Origin of the sequence: Polynucleobacter sp. GWA2_45_21, assembly GCF_001830325.1 — a bacterium.
GTDB lineage: Bacteria > Pseudomonadota > Gammaproteobacteria > Burkholderiales > Burkholderiaceae > Polynucleobacter.
Window position 1 is genome coordinate 1 of sequence record NZ_MHZG01000002.1, and the last position, 23,916, is coordinate 23,916.

Sequence of the window (23,916 nt, forward strand, 5' to 3'; positions counted from 1 at the left end):
CAAACAAAAACTAAAGGGATTGAGCCCAGTTAATTACCGAACTCAATCCCTCGTGCTAAGCTAATTAAACTGTCCAACTTTTGTGGGTCAGTTCATTACTTAGGGGCTTTTTCTTTGGTGCTGAGGATGTTTAATCCAAATTCAGATCTGTTACCGCACCTTTACTTGCAGTGCTTGCTAGGTGAGCATACTTAGCAAGCAATCCACGGGTATAGCGTGGTTTAGGCTGGACCCAAGCGGCACGACGCTTAGCAATCTCTTCATCACTCACATTGAGTTGAATCAGTAACTTATGAGCATCGATTGTCACTGAGTCACCTTCATGAATCAGGGCAATGACGCCGCCCACAAAAGCTTCGGGGGCAACGTGACCAACCACCATGCCCCAAGTACCGCCAGAGAAGCGTCCATCAGTAATGAGGCCGACTGTCTCACCTAAACCCTGACCAACGAGGGCAGAGGTGGGGGCAAGCATCTCACGCATGCCAGGGCCGCCTTTAGGGCCTTCGTAACGAATGACCATGACGTCACCGTCTTTGATCTTTTGTGCCATGATGGCCGCCATTGCATCATCTTCAGAATCAAATACACGAGCTGGGCCAGTAATCGATGGGTTCTTTAGGCCAGTAATCTTGGCAACGCAACCCTCAGGGGAGATGTTGCCCTTCAAAATAGCTAAGTGACCTTGCTTGTACAGCGGGTTATCTAAAGTGCGAATGACCTTTTGATCGGCGCGCGGTACTGAGGGAACATCTTTCAATGTTTCGGCGATTGTTTTGCCAGTAATGGTCATGCAATCACCATGCAAGAGTCCGCCATCTAGCAAAATCTTCATGACTTGCGGAATACCGCCAGCTTGGTGAAGGTCAGTTGCCAAATATTGTCCAGAAGGCTTCATATCCACGATGACGGGGACGCGCTTACGAATACGTTCGAAGTCATCAATAGTCCAGTCGATCTCAGCAGCACTAGTAATTGCTAGGTAGTGGAGAACGGCATTGGTAGATCCACCAACTGCCATGATCACGCTTACTGCGTTCTCGATGGATTTTTTGGTGATAATGTCACGAGGGCGTAAATTTTTCTTAATAGCCTCAACCAACACAATCGCTGACTCATGGGCGCTGGCAACTTTCTCAGCATCTTCATTAGCCATTGTGGAGGAGTAAGGCAAACTCATACCCAAAGCCTCAAATGAGGAGCTCATGGTGTTCGCTGTATACATACCACCGCAAGAGCCGCTACCTGGACAGGCGTGTTGTTCAACACCCTTCAAGTCTTCTTCGTTCATGCGTCCTGAGGTGAATTCACCAACGGCTTCAAACGCGGAAACGATATTCAGATCCTTGCCTTTGAAATGGCCTGGCTTAATTGTTCCGCCATAAACGTAGATGCTCGGTACATTGGTGCGCGCCATCGCCATCATGCCACCTGGCATGTTTTTATCACAGCCGCCGATAACCACAACACCGTCTTGCCATAAGCCATTGACGCACGTTTCAATACTGTCAGCAATTACTTCACGTGAGATGAGGGAGTACTTCATACCCTCGGTACCCATGCCGATACCATCGGAAACAGTAGGGGTTCCAAACATTTGCGCTTTTGCACCAGCTTCTTCGAGAGCAGTGACCGCTGCGTCTGCTAACTTTTGCAAGCCGCTATTGCACGGAGTAATAGTGGAGTGACCGTTTGCTACGCCAACCATTGGTTTAACAAAATCCTTCTCTTGGTAGCCCATCGCGTAATACATTGAGCGATTGGGTGCGCGAGCAACCCCTTCGGTGACATTACGCGAGCGTTCATTGAGGCGTTTCATGCTGATATGGACTCCAGAAAAGAATTTATCGAAAAGCTCTATTGTGCCGTGAGACTAGGCGGAACGCAGGGGTTTATGCAGCATTCCTGTCCTGTTTCATAGCTTCCAATAAGCAGATTGCTCTATTGTATTTGCTCATTAAGGCTCAGTATTAGCTTGAAGGCTAATATCCTTAGAAAAAAAGCTGCGGTACATTGCCCTTATCTATTACTTTTTCCTTCAAATTCAATGACTAAAGTTGGCCATATCTACCTAATTGACGACGATGAGTCGATGCGCACCTCTTTAAGCAGAATGCTCAAGGATGTGGGTTATATCGTGGAGGATTTCTCCTCAGCAGTGACATTTCTAGAGCATTCAGTGCCGGTAGCGCCTGCAGTCATCTTGCTCGACATGCAAATGCCAGATATGACTGGGATAGATCTGCAGGAGAAGTTATTACAGCTGGGCCGAAAAACCCCAATTATCTTTATCAGCGGGCAGAGCCACCCTCATCAAATCGTCAAAAGCCTGAAGCGGGGTGCTGTTGATTTCCTCTTTAAACCGTTTAATTTGGAGGATTTATTAAAGGCCGTTGCTGATGCTTTGGAGTTTGATAAGCGCCAGTTGAAGCGGGTTTCTAAAGAGGTTGAGACTAAAAAAGACTATGCCACTTTGACCCCAAGAGAGAGGGAAGTGTGTTTTTGGCTGGTAAAAGGCTTGCTAAATAAGGATATTGCTGTCAAATTGGGTACTACTGATGCCACGATTAAGGTCCACAAAGCGAGGGTGATGGACAAAATGCATGTTGAGTCTGTTCAGGTTTTGGTAGCCAAGTACCTTGAGTCTGATCTTGAAAATCTTTCTAATAACTAGCTCTTAGGCTAATTTCCCTGAGGGTATTTCCTGGCTATGATTACTTATTAATTTATTGATATTTCAGTCACTTAAAGTACTTTTGTGAATTCAAACTCTAAGCTCCCCGAGATTTCTAAAGAGGCCTTTACAAAGGCCAGGGAAAAGCTAGGCCTTTCCACTAAGGATCTAGGTGGAATGGCCTGTTTGTCTACACGCCAAATTGAGCAAATCGAAAGTGGTGAGACGAGCTCTTTTTACGGGGCTCAAATTAAATTCACTGCCGCTAAGAAAGTGGCAAAGCTACTCAACTTAAGTGATGAGGATGCATTCGACTTCGGCATCCAAGCTCAAGATAAGTTGACTCCCTCTTCCGAGTTACCAATTGCTGATGCCAAGTTAGTGCAATCCCCAAAAGCTGAGGAAGAGAAGCAAGCTTCGCCTGCAAAGGTGGAAATGAAAGATGAATCAGCCCGGGTAAAAGAGTCTGCAAAACAAAATACTGAGCCAGTTAAAAAAGTTCAGGCAGTAGAGAATTCATCGGTCAACTCTTCAGCTGAATCAACATCAAAACCTAAATCTCAAGGCAAATTATTTCTTTGGCTTAGCGTCATTGCAGCGGCTGTTTTTGCTGCCATTAATTTGCGCCCACTCATAGTTGCAGACAAGCCGGAAGAGATCGTGATTGTCAAAGAGGCGGTTGTTGAGTCCGCGCCTCCAGTAGCTCCAGTGGAGCCAGTGCCAGCATCACCTGTTGCGATAGAGCCTGCTGCTATAGCTCCTGCAGCTAGCGCTGAGGCTTCAGCAGCATGTCCTGCTGAAGAGGGTGTTATTAGTTATAAACCAGAAGTTCCACGTAAAGCTGGAGATATGGTTTATGTCCAAGTCAAATCTAAGCAAGTGGTTTGCGTAAGTGATGCTTCTGGAAAGATCCAAAACAAAATGCTCGAGCCTGGTGTAGGGGCGTCTTTTTATGGCAAGTCGCCATTCAAGGTATTGACGGGTGGTCTCGCTCAGGTTGACATCTATTTTCAGGGTGCAAAAGTACGCCTGGCAAATTCAAATTACAAAACCTTGGTATTGGAAGCTGCTGAGGTGGTGACTCCACCTGCTGACAGAACAGACTCTCAGTTACGCTAACTCACTGAGAGTTAGCGTCTTCTGAAGGCGGTCTTTAGACTGCTGAATCGTTAGTTTCGCCAGTGCGAATACGAATAGCCTGCTCAATTGGGCTAACAAAAATTTTGCCATCACCAATCTTGCCGGTGCGAGCTGCTTTAGTAATTGCTTCGATTGCTGAGTCTACGCGGTCATCTGCAACAACTACTTCTACTTTTACTTTAGGTAAAAAGTCGACCACATACTCAGCGCCACGATAGAGTTCAGTGTGACCTTTTTGGCGACCAAAGCCTTTAACTTCGGTAACAGTCAGTCCGGTAACGCCTACTTCAGCTAAGGCTTCACGAACTTCGTCAAGTTTGAACGGCTTAATAATGGATGTGATTAGCTTCATATATTCCCCTTAATACAGTAATCATACCTAGAACTGAAAACCAATGCCCAATTACGCCCTAAATTGGGAGGTAATGGGGTAGCGCCAGTCACGCCCAAAGGCTCGCGTAGTCACACGAACACCAGGAGGCGCTTGGCGACGTTTGTACTCATTGAGCTTAATGAGGCGGGTTACTTTTTCTACGCTATCGGGATCAAAGCCGGCAGCAATAATTTGGGCGATAGATTGATTTTGTTCCATATAGCGCTCGACAATGCCATCCAATACTTCATACGATGGCAAGCTGTCTTGATCGGTTTGATCGGGACGCAATTCTGCGGAAGGTGCACGCGTCAAAATCCGCTCCGGAATAATTGGGGCAATACTATTGCGGTAAGCGCACAAGCGATAGACCAAGGTCTTGGCGATATCTTTAATCACTGCAAAGCCCCCAGCCATATCACCATATAAAGTGCAGTAGCCCACAGCCATCTCACTCTTGTTACCTGTTGTTAAAACTAGACGTCCTGTTTTGTTGGATAGTGCCATGAGGAGAGTGCCACGCACTCGCGCCTGAATGTTCTCCTCTGTAGCATCGACATTGAGACCTTTAAATTGCTCGGCTAAGGCATGCTCCAAAGCATCCACGGGCTCACTAATAGGGATCTCATCATATTGAACACCCAGGTTTTGGGCCATTTCTCTGGCATCAATCCAAGAGATGTCGGCGGTATAGCGCGAAGCCATCATGACAGTGCGCACTTTATCTGCGCCTAAGGCATCTACCGCAATCGCTAGCACCAATGCGGAATCTACTCCACCCGAGAGGCCAATGATGACGCCTGGAAAGCGATTCTTCTGAACATAGTCGCGCACACCCAAAACAAGCGCTTGGTAGGCTTGAGCCTCTACGCTAGAAGGGGTAACTACAGTTCCTGGCTCTACATCGGCGGATGCATTGACATTGACATATCCCAAAGCGGTTTCAAACTGGGGCATGGTCATCACTACTTTGCCTGCACTATTTAAAGCAAATGATCCACCATCAAAAACCAATTCATCTTGACCGCCTACAGCGTTGACATAGACCAAAGGCATTTTGCTAATGGCAATCTGCTTGCGCAGCACCTCAATACGTAAAGATTCTTTTTGGAGGTGATAAGGCGAGGCATTGAGAACTAAAAGTACTTGAGCGCCAGCAGTATGAGCCTGTTTGGCGGGACCTGCATGCCATGCGTCTTCACACAAAATGAGCCCATATTGGATGCCGGCATTTTCAAAGACGCAGGCTTCATTACCTGGCGTGAAATAGCGCACCTCATCAAATACTTCATGGTTGGGTAATTCTTGTTTGGCATAGCCCGCAATCACTTTGCCATCACGAATTACCGAAGCATAGTTTTGCAAACCATTTGTAGTCTTCTTGGGGTGACCAATAATGACCGTTAATCCTGGAAACTTCTCAAGCTCCAGCATTAAGCAATTGAGTTCACGATCTGCAGCCTCAATAAAGGCGGGGCGCAGCAGTAAGTCTTCTGGGGGGTAGCCAGTGAGCGATAGCTCTGGCGTGAGAACTAGTGTGGCGCCTTGTGCATAAGCATCTGCGGCGGATTGAGAAATGAGCTGCGCGTTGCCAGACAAATCACCCAAAAGAGGGTTGATTTGCGCTAGGGCGATTTTTTGCGAGCTCACTCCCAATTTCAAATACAGTGAAATGATTAATTATTTTCTTTGTTGTAGCGCTCGATGCCTTCAAGAATTTCTTGATGCGCTTCAGCCACGCCGCCCCAACCTCTTACTTTTACCCATTTACCTTTTTCAAGGTCTTTGTAGTGCTCAAAGAAGTGTTGAATTTGGTTTAAGCGTAATGGGTTCATATCCTCTGGTTTTTGCCAGTGAGTATAGATAGATAGAATCTTATCTTCAGGCACGGCTAATAACTTGGCATCTTGTCCTGCCTCATCTTCCATTTGCAAGATACCGATTGCACGGCAGCTCACTACAACCCCTGGAATTAAAGGAAATGGAGTAATCACGAGAACATCAACTGGATCGCCATCCCCTGCAATAGTCTTATTGATGTAGCCGTAGTTGCAAGGATAGTGCATCGCTGTACCCATAAAGCGATCAACAAAAATTGCACCACTCTCTTTATCTACTTCATATTTTATTGGATCCGCATTCATGGGGATTTCAATAATGACGTTAAAACTTTCAGGGATTTTCTTGCCTGGTTTGACCTTGTCGAGACTCATACAAACTCCAATTAATGATTAGTAAATACCCTGATCCTATATAGGATTCAGGATAGTGATTCTGTTACATACTTAATACGATTTATACGCTCTAGTTTATCGCTTTCGGAAAGCAGCTTGATATATGCGCAATACACAAAAGAATTTAAATCAAATTTAAGGGGTTCAAGCATGAGTAATGTCACTTTAGGCTTGTATTTTGCCTTGGCTTGCGGAGTTTTAGCCGTGTTTTATGGTTTTGTAATGCGTAGCTGGATTCTGCGGCAAAGCACCGGCAACGTCAGAATGCAAGAAATCGCTGAGGCGATTCAGCTGGGGGCATCAGCATATCTCTCCCGTCAATATAAAACGATTGCCGTCGTTGGAGTCGTACTAACAATTCTAATAGCCCTATTTTTGGATTTTGCTACCGCTATAGGTTTTGTTATTGGTTCAGTCCTTTCTGGTGCTTGTGGCTTTATTGGTATGAATGTTTCTGTGCGGGCTAATGTACGGACCGCTGAAGCAGCTACTAAGGGTATGAACGAAGCCCTCAACGTGGCATTTAAGGGTGGGGCAATCACGGGTATGTTGGTGGTGGGTCTTGGCCTCCTAGGGGTTGGTCTCTTCTTTATGTTTTTGGTCTCTACAGGGGCTGGGCAGGACCTTTCATCGGTCTTGCATCCTCTCATCGGCCTTGCATTTGGTTCTTCGCTCATTTCAATCTTCGCTCGTCTGGGCGGAGGCATATTTACCAAGGGCGCTGATGTAGGTGCTGACTTGGTGGGTAAGGTGGAAGCGGGTATTCCAGAGGACGATCCGCGCAATCCCGCAGTTATCGCCGATAACGTAGGTGATAACGTAGGTGACTGCGCCGGTATGGCGGCAGACTTATTTGAAACCTATGCGGTGACATTAATTGCCACGATGGTTTTAGGGGCGCTGATGATCACTAGTGCACCAGTGTCCGCCATTGTTTACCCTCTAGTGTTAGGCGGGGTGTCAATTATCGCCTCCATTATTGGTTGCTCTTTTGTTAAGGCAACACCTGGTATGAAAAATGTTATGCCGGCTTTGTATAAAGGCTTAATTGTGGCCGGCGGGATTTCTTTAGTAGCATTTTATTTTGTGACCAATTTCATCATGCCAGATGATGCCTTGGGCATACCTGGAAGTCAGTGGCGTTTATTTGCATCCACAGTAGTTGGCTTGATCCTTACTGCTGGTTTAGTGTGGATTACGGAGTACTACACTGGAACACAATTTAAGCCAGTGCAGCACATTGCTGAAGCATCGACTAAAGGCCATGGCACCAATATTATTGCCGGCTTAGGTGTTTCTATGAGATCGACTGCATACCCAGTGTTGTTTGTTTGTGCTGCAATTTATGCGGCTTACTGGTTAGCTGGGATTTATGGCATCGCTATTGCGGCTACTGCGATGTTATCGATGGCAGGCATAGTGGTGGCTCTAGATGCTTATGGGCCTATCACGGATAACGCAGGCGGTATCGCTGAGATGGCAGGTTTGCCACAATCTGTTCGTGATATCACTGATCCACTTGATGCTGTAGGTAATACGACTAAGGCTGTTACCAAAGGTTACGCTATTGGTTCGGCGGGCCTTGCTGCTTTAGTGCTTTTTGCTGATTACACCCATGCACTAGAGTCTATTGGCCAACAAGTGTCTTTTGATTTATCAAATCATATGGTGATCATTGGCCTTTTTATTGGCGGCATGATTCCATATTTGTTTGGAGCTATGGCCATGGAGGCGGTTGGTCGTTGTGCTGGCGCAGTAGTTGAAGAAGTGCGTCGCCAGTTCCGCGATATTCCTGGGATTATGGAAGGTACAGCAAAGCCGGAGTACGGCAAGGCTGTAGATATGCTGACTTCTGCTGCGATTAAGGAGATGATCATTCCTTCGCTGCTACCTGTAGTTGCTCCAATCTTGGTGGGCCTCATCTTGGGGCCTGCTGCATTGGGTGGTTTACTTATGGGCACAATCGTGACAGGCCTATTCGTAGCGATCTCTATGTGCACTGGAGGCGGTGCGTGGGATAACGCCAAGAAATATATTGAAGAAGGTAACTTTGGTGGCAAGGGATCTGAAGCCCATAAGGCAGCGGTTACAGGCGACACAGTTGGCGACCCCTACAAAGATACTGCTGGTCCCGCAGTGAACCCACTTATCAAAATTATTAATATCGTGGCATTGTTGATAGTGCCACTGTTACCAGTAGTGAGTCGTTAGGCGGGAAAAATATTTCAATGCAACAAAAAAATGCCTAGCATTGCTAGGCATTTTTTTCATCCCCAAGTCTTGACAGGGGTAGTTCATTGAACTACTATAGGGGTAATGGATTTTGAATGGGATAAAGCAAAAAGTGATTTATGCCGTAACTCTCGAAATTTCGATTTTGCATATGTGGTATCAATTTTATAGATCCATTGCTATTGATAGAGAAAGATCAGCGTTGGGATTATGGTGAAGAGCGCTATCAAGCTTTAGGAGCCGTGCAAGGAAAGATATTTGTAGTTATTTATACCAAGAGGTCTTCTGCGATCAGAATTATTTCGGCTAGAAGAGCAAATCGTAGAGAGGTGAGGTGTTATGAAGAAAATAACTCGGGTTAGGGTGGATCTGAATGATCCTAGTAGTTTCCCAAAAGGGTTTGTAGACAAAAAATTGGTTGATGCGACATCAGAGCGTTTGATTAAATTGCATCAACAGCAAGATGATGCAGATGCGATGTTAGATGCCGCTAAATATGCAAAAGGCGTACGCGAGAGAATTGGTTTATCCCAGCAAGAATTTTCTAAGCGTATCGAAGTTTCCCTGGAGACCATTCGAAACTGGGAGCAGGGTAAACGCAGTCCCACTGGTGCGGCTAAAGCTTTATTGAAGATTTTGGACAGAGCGCCTGAGATTGCATTGCTTGCTCTCAGTGTTTGATTGATTCCTTAGAAATAAAAATGCCTAGCATTGCTAGGCATTTTTATTTGACGCTTTAACCTGCTTTTATTAAGCCAAAGTCTCCAAATAGCGCTGTGCATCTAATGCAGCCATACAGCCTGTACCTGCGCTAGTGATCGCTTGACGATAAATATGGTCTTGCACATCACCCGCAGCAAATACGCCAGGGATATTGGTAGCAGTAGCATTGCCTTCCAATCCAGAGTGAGTTTTTAGGTAGCCATTATTCATGTCTAACTGACCAACAAATAACTCAGTATTGGGTTTATGACCAATTGCAATAAAGGCACCAGTGACAGCAATATCTTCTGTGCTGCCATCCGCTTTTTTAATGCGCACACCAGTAACACCTTTGTCATCGCCAAGCACTTCGTCAAGAGTCGAGTTCAGCTTGAGCTCCACTTTGCCTTCAGCTACTTTCGCCATGAGGCGGTCATTGAGAATTGGCTCTGCACGGAATTTATCGCGACGGTGAATCACAGTAACTTTTTTGGCTATACCTGTGAGATAGAGTGCCTCTTCCACAGCGGTGTTACCACCACCAACTACGCAAACGTCTTGATTGCGATAGAAGAAGCCGTCACAGGTTGCGCATCCAGAAACACCGCGACCCATAAATGCTTCCTCACTAGAAAGACCAATGTATTGAGCGGAGGCGCCCGTGGAAATAATGAGGGCATCACAGGTGTAAGTGCCAGAGTCGCCAACTAAACGAATAGGCTTTTCAGTCAAGGCCGCAGTATGAATATGGTCAAAGATGATGTTGGTATTAAAACGCTCTGCATGCTTTAAGAAGCGATCCATGAGCTCGGGTCCTTGGACGCCATCTGGGTCTGCCGGCCAGTTTTCTACGTCAGTTGTGGTCATTAATTGGCCGCCTTGGGCCAAGCCAGTGATGAGGGTCGGGTTCAGATTGGCACGGGCTGCATATACGGCAGCTGTGTAGCCAGCAGGGCCTGAACCGAGGATGAGGACTTTGGAGTGTTTTGGAGTATTTGTAGTCATCTCCAAATTATAGGATTGCTTGATTACAATCGGAAGAACATGGCAAGAACCGCATACCCGAAGTCCAAAACCCCTCTAAGCCCCCAGCCCCCTGAGAATCAAGGGCAGGGTAGGATGCCCCGCCTCTTATTAGAGGCCCGTTGGTTCATCTCTTTTGGCCTTTGTCTGGGCTTATTAGCCATTTTGGTGACCTATTCAAAGGCAGATCCAGCCTGGTCACATGCCAGTTTTGAGACTCCAAAGAACTTAGGTGGGCGTTTTGGAGCCTATTTAGCGGATTTATTGCTCTATATCTTTGGTATTTCCGCTTTTTGGTGGGTTGTGCTCTTTGGTCGCCGTGTCCTCAGCGGCTGGCGTGAGCTGTGGAGCATTCCTTTGCCACCGGATCCCGATGCCAAGCCAGACTCCCTATTAATGCGTTGGTTGGGCTTTGGACTGACTTTATTGAGCAGTATGGGTCTTGAGTCTATTCGACTGCATTCCTTGACTTGGGAGCTTCCAAGGCCTCCTGGAGGCATTTTGGGTGAGCTCATTGGCGACCCTTTACAAATGACCTTAGGGTTTACGGGCTCTACTCTGGTTCTCTTGTTTACGCTGTGTGCGGGCTTATCTTTATTCCTGCATTTTTCCTGGCTAGATGTTGCTGAAAAAGTAGGGCGCTCCCTTGAGCTTGCCTACAACCATTTGCGTGAGCGTCGCGATAGCGAAGAGGACCGTAAGTTAGGTGAAGCAGCGGCTGAAGAGCGCGAAGAGTTTGTAGAAGAGTTCCGTGGGCGCGTTGAAATTGCCAAGCCAGTACAAATTGTTCGGGCCCCGGTGGAGATTGTAAAAAGCGCCCGAGTGGAGCGCGAGAAACAGCAACCGCTGTTTGTGGATATCCCTGATTCAGAATTGCCACCTTTAGCTTTGCTGGATCCTGTGCCAGAAGCAAAGGAAACTATTTCAGCAGATGTATTGGAATTTACTTCGCGCTTAATTGAGCGCAAGTTGGCCGAGTTCAATGTAGAAGTTAAAGTGATTGCCGCTTATCCAGGCCCAGTGGTGACTCGTTATGAGATTGATCCTGCTGTTGGCGTGAAGGGCAGTCAGATCGTTAATCTCTCCCGTGATTTAGCGCGCTCATTAGGCGTAGTGAGTATGCGCGTAGTGGAAACCATTCCAGGTAAGACCTGTATGGCCCTGGAGTTGCCAAACCCAACGCGTCAATCGGTTTACCTCTCCGAGATTTTGAGTTCACAGGTATATAACGATAGCCATTCCAATCTCACGCTCTCTTTGGGTAAAGATATTTCTGGTAGCCCGATCGTTGCCGACTTAGCGAAGATGCCGCACTGCTTAGTTGCGGGTACGACTGGTGCCGGTAAGTCAGTTGGTATCAATGCCATGATTCTGTCCATCCTCTTCAAGGCCAAGCCTGATGAAGTGCGTCTGATCATGATTGATCCGAAGATGCTTGAGATGGCTATGTACGACAAGATCCCGCATCTCTTGTGCCCAGTAGTAACAGACATGAAGCAAGCGTACAACGCGCTCAATTGGGCTGTAAATGAGATGGAGCGTCGCTACAAACTGATGAGTAAGTTTGGTGTGCGTAACCTTGCTGGCTTTAACAAAAAGATTTTAGAAGCAGAAGAAAAGGGTGAGAAGCTCACCAATCCATTTAGCTTAACTCCGGATGATCCAGAGCCAATCTACAAAGCGCCAGTGATTGTGATTGTGATCGACGAGTTGGCTGACTTGATGATGGTCTCTGGCAAGAAGATTGAAGAATTAATTGCGCGTATTGCACAGAAGGCTCGTGCTGCTGGTATCCATTTAGTGTTGGCAACTCAGCGTCCAAGCGTGGATGTCATCACCGGCTTAATCAAAGCAAACGTACCAACGCGTATTTCTTTCCAAGTGAGCTCCAAAATTGATAGCCGCACCATCCTAGATCAGCAGGGCGCTGAAGCATTGCTTGGTATGGGTGACATGCTCTACATGGCACCGGGTACTGGATTGCCTGTGCGCGTCCACGGTGCCTTCGTATCGGATGATGAAGTCCACCGCGTGGTCGAATGGCTAAAGGAAAAAGGCGAGGCCAATTACATTGACGGTGTTCTTGAAGGCGCTGATGAATCCAATATCGATGCGCTGACTGGTGAGGGTGGTGGCGAAGCTGATCCTTTGTATGACCAAGCAGTAGCCATTGTTCTGGAAAATAAGCGCCCATCGATTTCTTTAGTGCAGCGTCACTTGCGCATTGGTTATAACCGTGCTGCTCGCCTGCTCGAGGATATGGAGAAGGCGGGCTTAGTTTCAAAGATGGGTAATGGCGGTAATCGCGAGATCCTCCATCGTCCTTCAGAATAAGGCGATCCCCTTGCGTAGATTTTTATCAGTAGCAACAATCATCTTCATCAGTCTTGCGTCTTTTGCATTTTCAAGCTCTGCATTTGCTGATGGTGAAAGTGGTACGGAGCAGTTGCGTCAGTTTGTGCGAAATTCTAAAACTGCGGAAGGTGATTTTGTGCAGCAGCAGTTGCGTGCACCCAAGGCAAATGAACCGCAAGACAAAGGTTTAAAAGTCGTTCGCCAAACACAAGGACGTTTTGTGTTTCAGCGCCCAGGCCGTTTTATTTGGGATACCCAAAAGCCATACGAGCAAAAACTGATTGCCGATGGCAAACAACTCATTTTGTGGGACAAAGATTTAAATCAAGCAACCTTCAGACCTGCTGGACAAGCTTTAGCAGCCACCCCAGCGGCAATCTTATTTGGGGAGACTTCTCTAGATCAGCATTTTGATTTGGTTGAAGGCGAGGATCGCCTGGGTATGAAATGGGTTGCTCTCGTGCCCAAGAAAAACCCGAACGCAAAAAACGGCAATGACTTGCCCTACACCAAGATCTCAGTGGGCATGTCTAATGGCCTACCTAAAGCGCTAGAGCTAATAGATGGCCTAGGTAGTGTGGTGTTAGTTACTTTAGATAAGATTCAGCTGAATGTGAACCTGCCCGCCAATCGCTTCACCTTTGTCCCGCCTGCCGGCGCAGAAGTCTTACGCTTAAACTAGAGCTACAGTAGAACCCATTACACCCTAACCAGTAGAGCATTACATGATTGATCCTCAATTACTCCGAAAAGATATCGCAGCTGTTGCTGCCCGTTTAGCTACTCGCAAGTTCCAACTGGATGTTGAGAAATTCAACACCTTGGAGTCTGAGCGTAAATCTTTGCAAACCCGTACCGAGGAGTTGCAGGCCAAACGTAACCAATTAGCTAAAGCTATTGGTATGAAAAAAGGTAAGGGTGAGGATGCTGCTGCTGAGATGGCTGAAGCAACACAGATCAACGTTGATATGGAATCTGGTGCTGCACGCTTGGCTATCTTGCAAGCGGAGATTTCTGACTTCTTAATGGGCATTCCAAATCTTCCTGATGAAGCGGTTCCTGTAGGCAAGGATGAGACTGAGAACAAAGAAGTAAAGCGTTGGGGCGCGATTCCTGAGTTTTCATTTCCTGTGAAGGATCATGTGGATTTGGGTGCACCATTGGGTCTGGATTTTGAATCTGCTGCAAAAATTAGTGGGTCACGCTTTGTGGTTCTCAAGGGGCCTGTTGCTAGATTGCATCGCGCCTTAGCGCAATTCATGATTGATCTACATACTGGTCAGCATGCCTATGAAGAGCTCTATGTACCCCTGATGGTGAACGCAGCATCTATGCGCGGCACTGGTCAGCTCCCTAAGTTTGAAGAGGATCTATTTAAGGTTCCTCGTCAAATGGGTGGTGAAGATGGTGCGGGCGAAGCGAAGATTGAAAACTTTTATCTCATTCCAACTGCAGAAGTTCCAGTCACGAATTTGATGCGCGACACCATTACTGCGGCAGAAGAGTTGCCATTAAAGTTTGTTGCTCATACCCCATGCTTTAGATCTGAGGCAGGAAGTTATGGACGCGATGTGCGCGGCATGATCCGTCAGCACCAGTTTGAAAAAGTAGAGCTCGTGCAAATTGCCAAACCAGAAGAATCAATGCAGTTGCTTGAGGAGTTAACCTCACATGCAGAAAAGGTGTTGGAGTTACTGGAGTTGCCTTACCGAAAAGTACTACTCTGTACTGGCGATATGGGTTTTGGCAGTACCAAGACCTATGACTTAGAAGTGTGGATCCCCTCACAAAATGCTTATCGTGAAATTAGCTCTTGCTCCAATATGGGCGACTTCCAAGCAAGACGCATGCAAGCAAGATTTAAATCAGGGCAAGGAAAGCCTGAATTGGTCCACACCCTCAATGGCTCTGGCCTTGCGGTTGGTAGAACAGGTGTTGCACTATTGGAAAACTTCCAACAAGCTGATGGCAGTATTGCTATTCCGAAAGCCTTGCGACCGTACTTAGGCGGCCTGGAAGTATTAAAGCCGGCCTAAGTAAGAAATCCAAGAAATCCCCGAAAGCTATAATCGCTATTCGGTTCGGAGAGATGGCAGAGTGGTCGAATGTACCTGACTCGAAATCAGGCGTAGGGTCAAACCTACCGTGGGTTCGAATCCCACTCTCTCCGCCAACGTCTTAAGTTATTGATTTTAAAGTGTTTTTTACCGAATTAGCCCCGCCAAAAGCGGGGCTTTTTGGTTTTTATATTCTCTGCGGTTGTCTTATCGACGCTTTATTGGGGCTGGTGCGCAGTTCTCTCAGTGGGTCACTAAAACGGTTGGCTTAGATGGGTTTTATGCCCAGTACATTGCGCTGTTCTTCCCAATCTAAAGGAAGCGGCAACATTCTTTTCAGAGAATCTGAAGTGAGCGTAGCGGGTTGTGTGCCATTCAAAATTAATCGCACAATATCGGGTGCTAAAAAGGCCCGATTGATGATGTTAGTGACATGCGTTGTGGTCACACCTTCAGCATTCGCAATCTCTCCAAGAGACAAGGTCTTGCCTGAAGTAAGTTGCCCTAACCAATCTTGCGCTTTACGAATGGAGGCAATCAACCGTTGATCAAGAGCTTGCCCGACGGTTTGATTGCCATCGATGATGAGCCGCATCGCAAAGCCACAGCGATTGATTTGGATGGGTGTGGTGATGCGGATAGGCTGATGTGTTTGAGAATTTAATTGATCATCAAGTGTTTCACAACTTTGCCGTAAGCGATTGGGATTAATTTCGAGTTCAATCTCATTGGTACTCACTATCACCTTATTAACCAGTTGATGCACTAGTGCATAGCGCTGGCCATTGGCAACTTGGAGTTGATCAGCAATCCCTAGAGTGTGTTCGGCAAAGCTTTGCATATGCTGTGCATTAATCGAGAGGGTATCAATCAAGGCATTGGTATCTCGCAGCCATTGACCGAGTTCCTCAATCACTACTTTTTCTAAGTCATCTGCAGGGATGCGTAGACCCTTGGGGGCATCGCTTCTACTTTGGGTGACCAAGGGTTTAGATAAATAGTAGCGATAGCGCTTAGAGTGCTTCTGACTGTGGGATGGCACTAAGCGATGACCCGCATCATCAAACACTAATCTAGTTAGCAAACTATCGGAAGGGGTACTTTGTCTGAGTTTGTGGCCTTGAAGGTTGCTACTTAATTTGGCTTGTACTTGATCCCATAATTCTTGAGAGATGATTGCCAGATGTTGGCCTGGGAAGATTTGATCTTTATGAACAATTTTCCCTAGGTAAATGGGGTTCGATAGCAGGCGATAGAGCTGACCACGACCTAGCAAGGTGCCGCCATAGTGCCTGCCAGTAGAGGAGGTACTCACAGGGCTACGAATGCCTTGACGGTCTAGATTAAGCTTTAAGCGCCGCACATCCCCAATGACTAAATATCGCTCATAGATTAGTTTGATTAATGCGGCGCCTTGCGGCTCAATCTCCAGGGTGCGCTCTTTAGGGATATACCCAGTAGGGGGCGTACCGCCCATCCACATACCTTTGGCTTTGGAAGCGGCAATCTTGTCCCGGATCCGCTCGCCAGTGACTTCTCTCTCAAACTGCGCAAATGAAAGTAATACGTTGAGCGTCAGTCTTCCCATCGACGAGGTGGTATTGAACTGCTGAGTAACGGATACAAAAGAGATGCCTTTAGCATCAAACTGCTCTACGATCTTGGCAAAGTCCGCTAGTGACCGGGTTAAGCGATCCACCTTATAAACCACCACGACATTAATTTTCTTTTGATCAATATCGCAAAGCAATTGTTTGAGAGCAGGGCGATCCATATTGCCGCCGGAGTAACCACCATCATCATAAAAAGTGGGAATCAGTTTCCAGCCTTCATGTTGTTGGGATAGTACAAAAGCTTCACAGGCTTCACGTTGAGCATCAAGTGAGTTAAAGCCTTGTTCTAAACCTTCTTCAGAAGATTTGCGGGTGTAGATGGCGCAGCGTAGGGTGAGCTTAGTCATGGACTTTAATCATTTAGTAGTTTTCTTTAAGCCAAAGAAGACGGGGCCAGACCAAGGGGTGCCAGTAATGTGTTTAGCAATCGCTGACAAGCTTTTCCAGGTCTGGTTTTCATAAAGGTAGCCACCCTCTAAGACAGTGACTTGATGGGTCTTGCCTTGCCACACCCGCACCAGGCGTGAACCGTTACTAGGTTTATTGCTTGGAGTGATTAGATCTGATTTAATTTGACGCTTCTCAAGTAAGCTCAGGCCACCGAGTGCTTGGGTTTGCAGATGCCAGGCAATGGCCTGGCGCATTAGTGGCGTGCGGCAGAGGTGAGGCGCACTCACCCCAAAGCATTGTTGCCAGCGCGCCATCAACTCGACTCGATTCAATTGCGTGAGTGCTGCAAGTTGTGCTTGCATGAACTTAAGCTGATTCAATACGATAGTGCTGTACTCCATCCATCTTTTCACTGATGACGCTAAGACCTAGGCGTTTACGAATCACCCCACTAATAACCCCTCGCACTGAATGCGCCTGCCAACCCGTGGCTTGCATGAGTTCTTGGATATTGGACCCCTTGGGATCTTTAAGCAAAGCAATCAGTTGAGATTGTTTAGTTTTGGGTGATTCTGGGATTGCTGGGGCACGGTTAATTAAGGGGGCTATTGGTTTGAGCCCTTTGGTTTTGGATATTGTTGTAATTAACTTTTTAACGACAACTTTTTTGGTCGTCAATGGAATTGGTTTGGCGATACCCTTTTTGCTTGTTGCAGTGCGCATGATTGCTCCTAGTGTTTGTTACCCCACCATTGGGATAACAACACCAGTAACGCTCTGAAGTAGATTTTTATCAAGCATTATCACTAAATGATGTATTTTAAAGTTAAATGAGAAAAGTTGCCAAAATTAATCATTATGTAATACTGCAAAATTATGATGAAGAGCAATTTTCGGTGGCGGTTAATGTAGATAGCAAAGGCATTTAAAAATTGGCATTTAAAAAACACAGAAATAAAATATCCAATGCCGTAAAAGTGGCTCAACTCAGCCCATTTAGATATCCCGGAGGCAAATCTTGGCTTGTTCCGGAGATAAGAAGATGGCTATCATCCTCTAAGATTGCCCCAAAGATTTTTATTGAGCCATTCGCGGGTGGAGGTATAGCGAGTTTAATAGTGACATATGAAGGTCTGGCAAACTCAGCTTACATGGGGGAGATTGATCAGGATGTTGCCTCCGTATGGATCTCCATTCTAAATTCTTCAGATGAAGATGTTTCCTGGCTATGTAAAAAAATTCTTGAATTTAATGTGACATTAGATAATGTGCAAAAGATAATTAATGGCAAACCTAGATCCATAAAAGCAAAGGCTTTTCGAACAATTATTAAGAATCGCATGCACCGCGGTGGAATTTTAGCGCCAGGATCCGGCCTTCTAAAGGCTGGAGAAAGCAATAAAGGACTACATTCACGTTGGTATCCGGAAACGCTCGTTAAGAGAATTTCTATCATTCGTAAAATCAAACGTAAAATTGTATTTAAAAATATAGATGCCTTTGATTTAATTCAGCGGTTTAGCCATAAACCAAATGCTTTCTATTTTATTGATCCACCATATACCATTGGGGGCAAAAGAGCTGGAAAGCGTTTGTATAGCCATAATGAAGTGGATCACGATATATTGTTTCAGAAATTAGCTTCTGTGACTGGTTCGGTGATGCTAACCTATGATGATTCACCCGAAGTCCGGGCTTTAGCAAGGCGTTATAAATTTAAAATAAAATCAATTTCGATGATGAACAGCCACAATGCGACTATGCGTGAATTAATAATCCTCAAGCCCTAATTCTGCTTTGGTCGTGCGGTTAAATGTTTTGTAACTATGGGTATTAAATTTAAAGCGAGCAAGTTATGACGACAGATAAGATTTCAGTCACATTAGTGACGCAGGGGCGCCATAAATTCTATTCTGGAACGATGGAGATCGAGTTAATTGCTAATACATGCGCCACCAATCCGCGGGCAAATGATTTAACCGATGGTTTTCAAAGAGTGCTTGATGAATCTAGAGCCGATTCAATCGCTGAATATATCAAGAATGGGGGTACCATTCCCTCCAGCATAATCCTTTCCGCCCAAGAGCTTTCTCAGCTTACATATAACTCAAAAAATAGAAGCATCACTTTTAATGTGGCTCCTAACGCATTTTTAATACTTGATGGCCAGCATCGTGTTTTTGGGTTTAAAAAGCTAATGAATGAGGGGGTGAAATACAGAATTCCAGTTGTGATTTATAACGAACTAACCCCAATGGAAGAAGCAAGAATTTTTATTGATATTAATACCTTGCAGCGCCCTGTACCTAAGGAATTATTGTTGGACATAAAAAAACTTGCTGATCGTGAATCTGATGACGAGGTTTTGCTTGATGAATTATTTTCAATGTTTGAAGAGTCCACAGATAGTTTTTTGCTCAACAAGCTCAGTAGAATTGACAAAAGAAAAGGTGCAATTTCAAAAGTCACGTTTTATGATTCAATGAAGCCTATTATTAAAGAGTTTGATATTTCAAATACCGATAAGCTTTATAGAATCATAAATGCTTTTTTGTTTGCCGCTAGTGATGTAGCTCATGGAAATGAATTTAATTTAGAAAATAATATTACAAAAGCAACGTTATTTAAAATCTTAATTGCTCATTCCAAGGCTGTTATTTCAGTAATATGTGATAACAATATGAAGGATGTAGAAAATATTAGTGAACATAAAAAATATCTCAATAGATCGCTTCCGGGTTCTTTTCAGGATTTGCTTACATCCAAAGGTTACATAAAGTCTGTTGAAGTTTTGGATAGAAAGCTGTTAAGACATAATGTGACAATATAGTGGACTTCCAAAAATTAATTCGCCTTTTTTCATCCAGCGCTCTTGGCGGAGTTTTAAGTGTTAAAAATCAAAGTTATGACCGATTGGTTGAAAGTCTTTCTGAGGTCCAATTTATTTCTCGTGATTTCGATGCAGATGAAGAGGCCACGATTATTACGTTGCAAATTTTGGACGATGATATGTTTTATAGGCTATTGGCTGGGGAGGCCAATAAATTTTTACTTGCATCTCGAGTAACATTAGATAGGGCCAATCAATCGCAGCAGGGTAATGTCGCATGGCAAGCTGTCGAACATTATTATGCTGCTTACTACGCAATTCAATACCTGATTCGGTTGACTGGAATTAGCATAACCAATCTTAGCGATCCTATTTGTAGGTCAATTAGTCGTGATATAGAATACCAACTGAATAAAAAAGTTGACGTTAATGGTGGCTTGTATTCTTTGAAATTTTCGGAGAGTGAGAAGTGTATTTATTTAAAACAAGAAAAACAAAAAAGAGCTGGTGGATCCCATAAAGGGGCTTGGAAACTTTGGTCTGATTTGGTTGATAATCTTATTCAGGGTGCCGGAGCGGATATTGAAGAATATATTGACACCTCTCTAAGGTTGGCTGAGCATAAAAAATTTCTTTATCGTTCGAAAAATCAATTTAACCCATCTGAAGTAAGGGCCGAAATCAATTATCAATTTAAGGGTGGTGTTTGGATATTCGAAAAAAATTCAACTAGATCAATTGATCGTCTAAACGGTGCGATTGGCAGTTCGTTCATTGGTGATCTCTCTAGAGAGGTTTCCCCAGACACTTTGATTTCTAACAATAAGTTGATAATTGATTTTGCAAAAAACTTTTTTCTATTTTCGTCAGATAAATATCCTAAAAGCATTTGTAGGCAGTTATCAAATAAATACAGTGGATATTTTAGTAATGCATAGTTAACTACGCATTACTATTAAGCAGATCATGGCTTTATCTACCCAACTTCTCCCATATCGCCAAGCTAGAGCTGTACTTAGTCTTAAAGTACTCCAGCGCTTGGGAAGTGGAGTCCACCTGGTCGTTATATTTAGTCCCAGGAAACCCAATCAACTCTGTCCGATAGTCATCTAACCAAGAAGCAGTTTTTGGCAGGAATATCTTCTGATCAGAAAATAAGTCCGATTGCATTTCAAGGCGCATGCGCTTATCCATTCCATGGGGTGGGGTATGGGGAATGATGCCCGGGATACCATCTCGCCTCAGGTCATCAATGATCGAGCTACCAGAGGCTTTATCTTCAATGATGAGCTTGTGAGGTCTATGTTTGCGATACTGTTCTTTCACAGCATTTTTTAAATCCGGATATTGGAGCCTTTTTCTTAGAACATCGAGCAGATAGTAATTCCCTTTGAAGGCAGCCCAAGTGGTACAAACACTATAGTTGCTTTGTTCGGTGTCTTTAAAGGCGGTATCCCAGCTCTGAATGATTTGACTGATTCCCATTCGGATTGGGGGAGTCTCGTAATACTGGAGCCAATTGATTTTGATAATGGAACCACCCTGGGGAATAGGAGTTTGTTGATATTGACTTAAAAAGTCATATTCCCCGATAGCTGCCCGCATAGTATTCAATGAGGACAGAGACTCTCTAGCAGGGTTGAGTAAATCTCCCGTTTTGCGAAGGTATTGCTTGGTGCCAAAACAATTTTGAATGGTAAATTGCTCATCCTCCATAGCAATGGCAGGAAGTGAGACAACATCCCAGTTTCCTTGCGCCAAGACGTGCCCCACTAAGTCATCCTGATGTAAACGCTGCATCACTAAAATGATGACACCTTCATCTTTATTGTCAAGGCGACTCAGTAAGGTATTGTCATACCAATTGTTCGGTTTAGTACGCTGAGACTCTGAGAGGGCTTCTTGCGGTTTCAGAGGGTCGTCAAGAATGATCATGTCAGCACCGCGCCCTGTTAATACGCCACCAACTGAAGTAGAAAACCGGCCGCCATTTTTGGTGGTAGCAAAGTCATGCAGCGCCTGGCGATCGGATAATCTGGCTTCTGGAAATGCTCTTTGATACCAGGGCTGCTGCATGATTGAGCGACAGTCTCGGCCAAACTTTTCAGACAACTCTTGCCCATAACTGGCGCAGATGACATTTTTTTCGGGATGCCGTCCTAAATACCAGGCCGAAAAAGCAATGGTCACGCAGACTGATTTAAGTTGCCGTGGTGGCAAGCAGATAATCAGCCGCTTAATTTCGCCGCGATCACAGGCCTCTAGTTTGCTAGCAATGAGCTCGATATAAGGCGCCATGATGAGCTGGGCCTGCGGATTGAGTTCATAAAAGACGCGTGTAATAAAGCTGGCGAGATCATTGCGCAAAATGAAATCGTATTCTTGGGGTGTAAGTTGGTTCATAATTTACTCCTTAGGTAAAGTGTCTTGTGGGTTTGGATCAATGGCATCACTTGGGGCGATGCTTGGGTTGTCGTCAACGATGAGTGGTGGGGCTGCCACTTGTGCTGGTTCCTGCATTTGCATTTGTTGCATACGCTCAACGATGCTACTCATGACCAATTTGTCTTTGTAAGAGGGTGGGGCAGCCTCAGTCACTTGCGCGTTTTGACTTTCGGCAATGTCATCTAATTTGAGCAAAATGGGAATCATCTTGGGATCACCCATTACTGCCATGTTGGCATACTTCTTAGCGGCCGCCTGTGATTTAGGTACTCGTTTGTGCTCCCCATTTTCAGTAATATTGATTGACTCTTTGAGTTCTATATTAAGGTAGGTGCGAAAATTCTTAGAGCCTTTAGGACGGCCTTTGGGGTTTCCCGATCTACCCTTTTTGAACTTGCCGGAAGTGGGTGGTTTTTTAAATCCCACCAAATAGTCTTTATTTTCATTAGTCATGATGAGCCTCCATCTCTTGGGTTAGTTGATCAAAGGACTTTCCAGACTGTGCATGGATGGCGGACTCACCAGTTAGACGCTGCCAACGCATAATTGCAACATCCACATATTTGGGTTCAATCTCAATGCCATGACACACACGTCCTACGCGCTCTGCAGCCAATACGGTTGTGCCACTACCTAAAAACGCATCGAGCACAATTTCCCCGCGGGAAGTGCAATCTAAAATGGCATCCGCAATCATTGCCACACCCTTTACTGTCGGATGCATAAGGAGTAAATTACCTTCTTCACTTTGCTTAGACATCGTGAGAATACCGGGGTATTCCCAGACATTGGTACGGTTGCGACCGTATTTACCCAGTTGCACGTTATTCCTGCGTGGACCCTTGCCGTTGACGTAGACCAAAATGAGTTCGTGCCTCGAACGATAAAAGCTTCCTAAAGCTCCAGAATTTTTTACCCATACAACTAGGTTGATCAGTTGATGGTAGGCAGATTTTCCGGCAGTCATAAATTCCTCAAGATGCCGCCAGTCACAGAACTGGTAGTGGACAGAGTTATCTACGCTATATTTGGATTGCAGTCCAAATGCTACAGTGAGAAATTGGATAAATTGAGTTGGACTCATTTCTCCACTGGCAAAAGCGAACTCCTTGTGCTTGATCGCGCCGTTGCCACCAACATGGCCATTAATCCTCACGTTAAATGGGCTGTCACTGATGATCATATGGGCTTTTAGGCCATTCATCAGCAGTGTGAAGGTAGCCTCTTCTAGGCTATTGCCGCAAATAATCCGATGCTTGCCCAGTAACCAAATATCACCGAGCTTGCTAATGATAGGACCACTTTTTTCAATGAGCTCGTCCGCTGGATCAGGTGTATTGGGCTTACCCTCTATTTGGTCGGCGATACGAAGATCTATTTCCGTGACTGAGAATCCTGTTAAATCTAAATTAATGCTGAGATCTGCATTGGAGAGCTCAAGCAGGATTCCGGCTAAAAGATCATCGTGCCATTCGCTGTTCTCAACTAACCGGTTGTCTGCGATGGAAAAGATGCGCGCTTGTGCCGGAGTGAGATGCTCAAGTCGAATAACGGGTATATGGGTGGCACCCAATAACTTGGCTGCGGCATAACGTCCATGGCCACTTAAGATTTTGTTGGACCCATCAACCACGATGGGCACAACAAAACCAAACTCACCAATGCAGTTGGCAATCTGTTGGATTTGCTGTTTGGAATGTTTCCGAGGATTGCGGAGATCAGGCCTGACTAACTCAATTGGCTGATTAGTGATCAATAAATCGATCGAGGTATTTTGATTTTTGTAGAACATAGATTTCTCCTAAATGAACCGTTAAGCAACGGCACATCCAAGAATCTAGGTTCGAA

22 protein-coding genes and 1 tRNA gene are annotated in these 23,916 nt (G+C 45.3%); 12 read left to right on the forward strand and 11 right to left on the reverse strand.

What is annotated here, in order from left to right:
* Nucleotides 1-130 precede the first annotated feature (130 nt).
* Nucleotides 131-1,819 (reverse strand): dihydroxy-acid dehydratase, encoded by a 1,689-nt coding sequence (gene ilvD, locus A2X74_RS03810; RefSeq protein WP_293624794.1) that lies wholly within the window; start codon nucleotides 1,817-1,819, stop codon nucleotides 131-133.
* 228 nt (nucleotides 1,820-2,047) lie between these two features.
* Here ilvD and A2X74_RS03815 point away from each other — a divergent pair, with 228 nt between their 5' ends.
* Nucleotides 2,048-2,674 carry a response regulator gene (locus tag A2X74_RS03815; RefSeq protein WP_293624792.1) on the forward strand — a complete coding sequence of 209 codons (627 nt, stop codon included), beginning with the start codon at nucleotides 2,048-2,050 and terminating at the stop codon, nucleotides 2,672-2,674.
* 84 nt (nucleotides 2,675-2,758) lie between these two features.
* Nucleotides 2,759-3,793, forward strand: a complete 1,035-nt coding sequence (locus A2X74_RS03820; RefSeq protein ID WP_293624790.1) for a helix-turn-helix transcriptional regulator — start codon at nucleotides 2,759-2,761, stop codon at nucleotides 3,791-3,793.
* A 34-nt stretch (nucleotides 3,794-3,827) separates the two neighbouring features.
* Here A2X74_RS03820 and glnK read toward each other — a convergent pair whose 3' ends face one another.
* The 3 genes from glnK to ppa are packed head-to-tail and all read right to left on the reverse strand — an operon-like array spanning nucleotide 3,828 to nucleotide 6,400.
* Entirely contained in the window at nucleotides 3,828-4,166 is a 339-nt protein-coding gene (glnK, locus tag A2X74_RS03825; RefSeq protein ID WP_015420723.1) for a P-II family nitrogen regulator, read from the reverse strand.
* A 51-nt stretch (nucleotides 4,167-4,217) separates the two neighbouring features.
* A complete protein-coding gene (locus tag A2X74_RS03830) occupies nucleotides 4,218-5,837 on the reverse strand; it encodes an NAD+ synthase (RefSeq protein ID WP_293624782.1) in 1,620 nt (539 codons plus the stop codon).
* A gap of 26 nt (nucleotides 5,838-5,863) precedes the next feature.
* Entirely contained in the window at nucleotides 5,864-6,400 is a 537-nt protein-coding gene (gene ppa / locus A2X74_RS03835; protein ID WP_293624780.1) for an inorganic diphosphatase, read from the reverse strand.
* Nucleotides 6,401-6,571: 171 nt separating this feature from the next.
* On the opposite strand from ppa, the gene A2X74_RS03840 reads away from it, so the two are divergent.
* The 3 genes from A2X74_RS03840 to A2X74_RS03850 all read left to right on the forward strand — a co-directional run bounded on the left by A2X74_RS03840 (nucleotide 6,572) and on the right by A2X74_RS03850 (nucleotide 9,334).
* Nucleotides 6,572-8,632, forward strand: a complete 2,061-nt coding sequence (locus tag A2X74_RS03840) for a sodium-translocating pyrophosphatase (protein ID WP_293624778.1) — start codon at nucleotides 6,572-6,574, stop codon at nucleotides 8,630-8,632.
* 203 nt (nucleotides 8,633-8,835) lie between these two features.
* On the forward strand, nucleotides 8,836-9,015 hold the full coding sequence (locus A2X74_RS03845) for a BrnT family toxin (RefSeq protein ID WP_293624776.1): 180 nt from the start codon (nucleotides 8,836-8,838) through the stop codon (nucleotides 9,013-9,015).
* Nucleotides 8,993-9,334, forward strand: coding sequence for a helix-turn-helix domain-containing protein (locus A2X74_RS03850; RefSeq protein ID WP_216274178.1), 342 nt, complete (start codon nucleotides 8,993-8,995; stop codon nucleotides 9,332-9,334). Before A2X74_RS03845 ends, A2X74_RS03850 begins: the two co-directional genes overlap by 23 nt.
* A 69-nt stretch (nucleotides 9,335-9,403) precedes the next feature.
* Here the strand turns inward: A2X74_RS03850 and trxB are convergent, their stop codons facing one another.
* Nucleotides 9,404-10,360, reverse strand: coding sequence for a thioredoxin-disulfide reductase (gene trxB / locus A2X74_RS03855; protein ID WP_293624771.1), 957 nt, complete (start codon nucleotides 10,358-10,360; stop codon nucleotides 9,404-9,406).
* Between the two features lie 39 nt (nucleotides 10,361-10,399).
* On the opposite strand from trxB, the gene A2X74_RS03860 reads away from it, so the two are divergent.
* The 4 genes from A2X74_RS03860 to A2X74_RS03875 all read left to right on the forward strand — a co-directional run bounded on the left by A2X74_RS03860 (nucleotide 10,400) and on the right by A2X74_RS03875 (nucleotide 14,906).
* On the forward strand, nucleotides 10,400-12,712 hold the full coding sequence (locus A2X74_RS03860) for a DNA translocase FtsK (RefSeq protein ID WP_293624769.1): 2,313 nt from the start codon (nucleotides 10,400-10,402) through the stop codon (nucleotides 12,710-12,712).
* A gap of 10 nt (nucleotides 12,713-12,722) precedes the next feature.
* Nucleotides 12,723-13,415: an outer membrane lipoprotein carrier protein LolA gene (locus A2X74_RS03865; RefSeq protein ID WP_293624767.1), complete on the forward strand. Its 693-nt coding sequence runs from the start codon at nucleotides 12,723-12,725 to the stop codon at nucleotides 13,413-13,415.
* A 43-nt stretch (nucleotides 13,416-13,458) separates the two neighbouring features.
* Complete coding sequence (gene serS, locus A2X74_RS03870; RefSeq protein ID WP_293624765.1) at nucleotides 13,459-14,769, forward strand: serine--tRNA ligase; 1,311 nt, start codon at nucleotides 13,459-13,461, stop codon at nucleotides 14,767-14,769.
* A 47-nt stretch (nucleotides 14,770-14,816) separates the two neighbouring features.
* A tRNA-Ser gene (locus tag A2X74_RS03875) sits at nucleotides 14,817-14,906 on the forward strand.
* Between the two features lie 152 nt (nucleotides 14,907-15,058).
* On the opposite strand, the gene A2X74_RS03880 is transcribed toward A2X74_RS03875, so the two are convergent.
* The 3 genes from A2X74_RS03880 to A2X74_RS03890 are packed head-to-tail and all read right to left on the reverse strand — an operon-like array spanning nucleotide 15,059 to nucleotide 17,516.
* Nucleotides 15,059-16,750, reverse strand: coding sequence for a recombinase family protein (locus tag A2X74_RS03880; RefSeq protein WP_293624763.1), 1,692 nt, complete (start codon nucleotides 16,748-16,750; stop codon nucleotides 15,059-15,061).
* A 9-nt stretch (nucleotides 16,751-16,759) separates the two neighbouring features.
* Complete coding sequence (locus A2X74_RS03885; RefSeq protein WP_299764562.1) at nucleotides 16,760-17,155, reverse strand: DUF2924 domain-containing protein; 396 nt, start codon at nucleotides 17,153-17,155, stop codon at nucleotides 16,760-16,762.
* Nucleotides 17,156-17,159: 4 nt separating this feature from the next.
* Complete coding sequence (locus A2X74_RS03890; RefSeq protein WP_293624759.1) at nucleotides 17,160-17,516, reverse strand: DUF3489 domain-containing protein; 357 nt, start codon at nucleotides 17,514-17,516, stop codon at nucleotides 17,160-17,162.
* Between the two features lie 209 nt (nucleotides 17,517-17,725).
* Here A2X74_RS03890 and A2X74_RS03895 point away from each other — a divergent pair, with 209 nt between their 5' ends.
* The 3 genes from A2X74_RS03895 to A2X74_RS03905 all read left to right on the forward strand — a co-directional run bounded on the left by A2X74_RS03895 (nucleotide 17,726) and on the right by A2X74_RS03905 (nucleotide 20,561).
* Nucleotides 17,726-18,583, forward strand: a complete 858-nt coding sequence (locus A2X74_RS03895; RefSeq protein ID WP_293624757.1) for a DNA adenine methylase — start codon at nucleotides 17,726-17,728, stop codon at nucleotides 18,581-18,583.
* Between the two features lie 65 nt (nucleotides 18,584-18,648).
* Entirely contained in the window at nucleotides 18,649-19,623 is a 975-nt protein-coding gene (locus A2X74_RS03900) for a DGQHR domain-containing protein (protein WP_293624755.1), read from the forward strand.
* Complete coding sequence (locus A2X74_RS03905) at nucleotides 19,623-20,561, forward strand: hypothetical protein (protein WP_293624753.1); 939 nt, start codon at nucleotides 19,623-19,625, stop codon at nucleotides 20,559-20,561. Before A2X74_RS03900 ends, A2X74_RS03905 begins: the two co-directional genes overlap by 1 nt.
* Nucleotides 20,562-20,595: 34 nt before the next feature.
* On the opposite strand, the gene terL is transcribed toward A2X74_RS03905, so the two are convergent.
* From terL to A2X74_RS03920, 3 genes are read right to left on the reverse strand one after another with little or no spacing between them, the layout of a single operon-like run.
* Nucleotides 20,596-22,026 carry a phage terminase large subunit gene (gene terL / locus A2X74_RS03910; RefSeq protein ID WP_293624751.1) on the reverse strand — a complete coding sequence of 477 codons (1,431 nt, stop codon included), beginning with the start codon at nucleotides 22,024-22,026 and terminating at the stop codon, nucleotides 20,596-20,598.
* Nucleotides 22,027-22,029: 3 nt separating this feature from the next.
* Nucleotides 22,030-22,521: a DUF5681 domain-containing protein gene (locus A2X74_RS03915; protein ID WP_293624749.1), complete on the reverse strand. Its 492-nt coding sequence runs from the start codon at nucleotides 22,519-22,521 to the stop codon at nucleotides 22,030-22,032.
* Complete coding sequence (locus tag A2X74_RS03920) at nucleotides 22,514-23,860, reverse strand: DNA methyltransferase (protein WP_293624747.1); 1,347 nt, start codon at nucleotides 23,858-23,860, stop codon at nucleotides 22,514-22,516. The genes A2X74_RS03915 and A2X74_RS03920 overlap by 8 nt, the downstream gene beginning before the upstream one ends.
* Nucleotides 23,861-23,916: the final 56 nt, after the last annotated feature.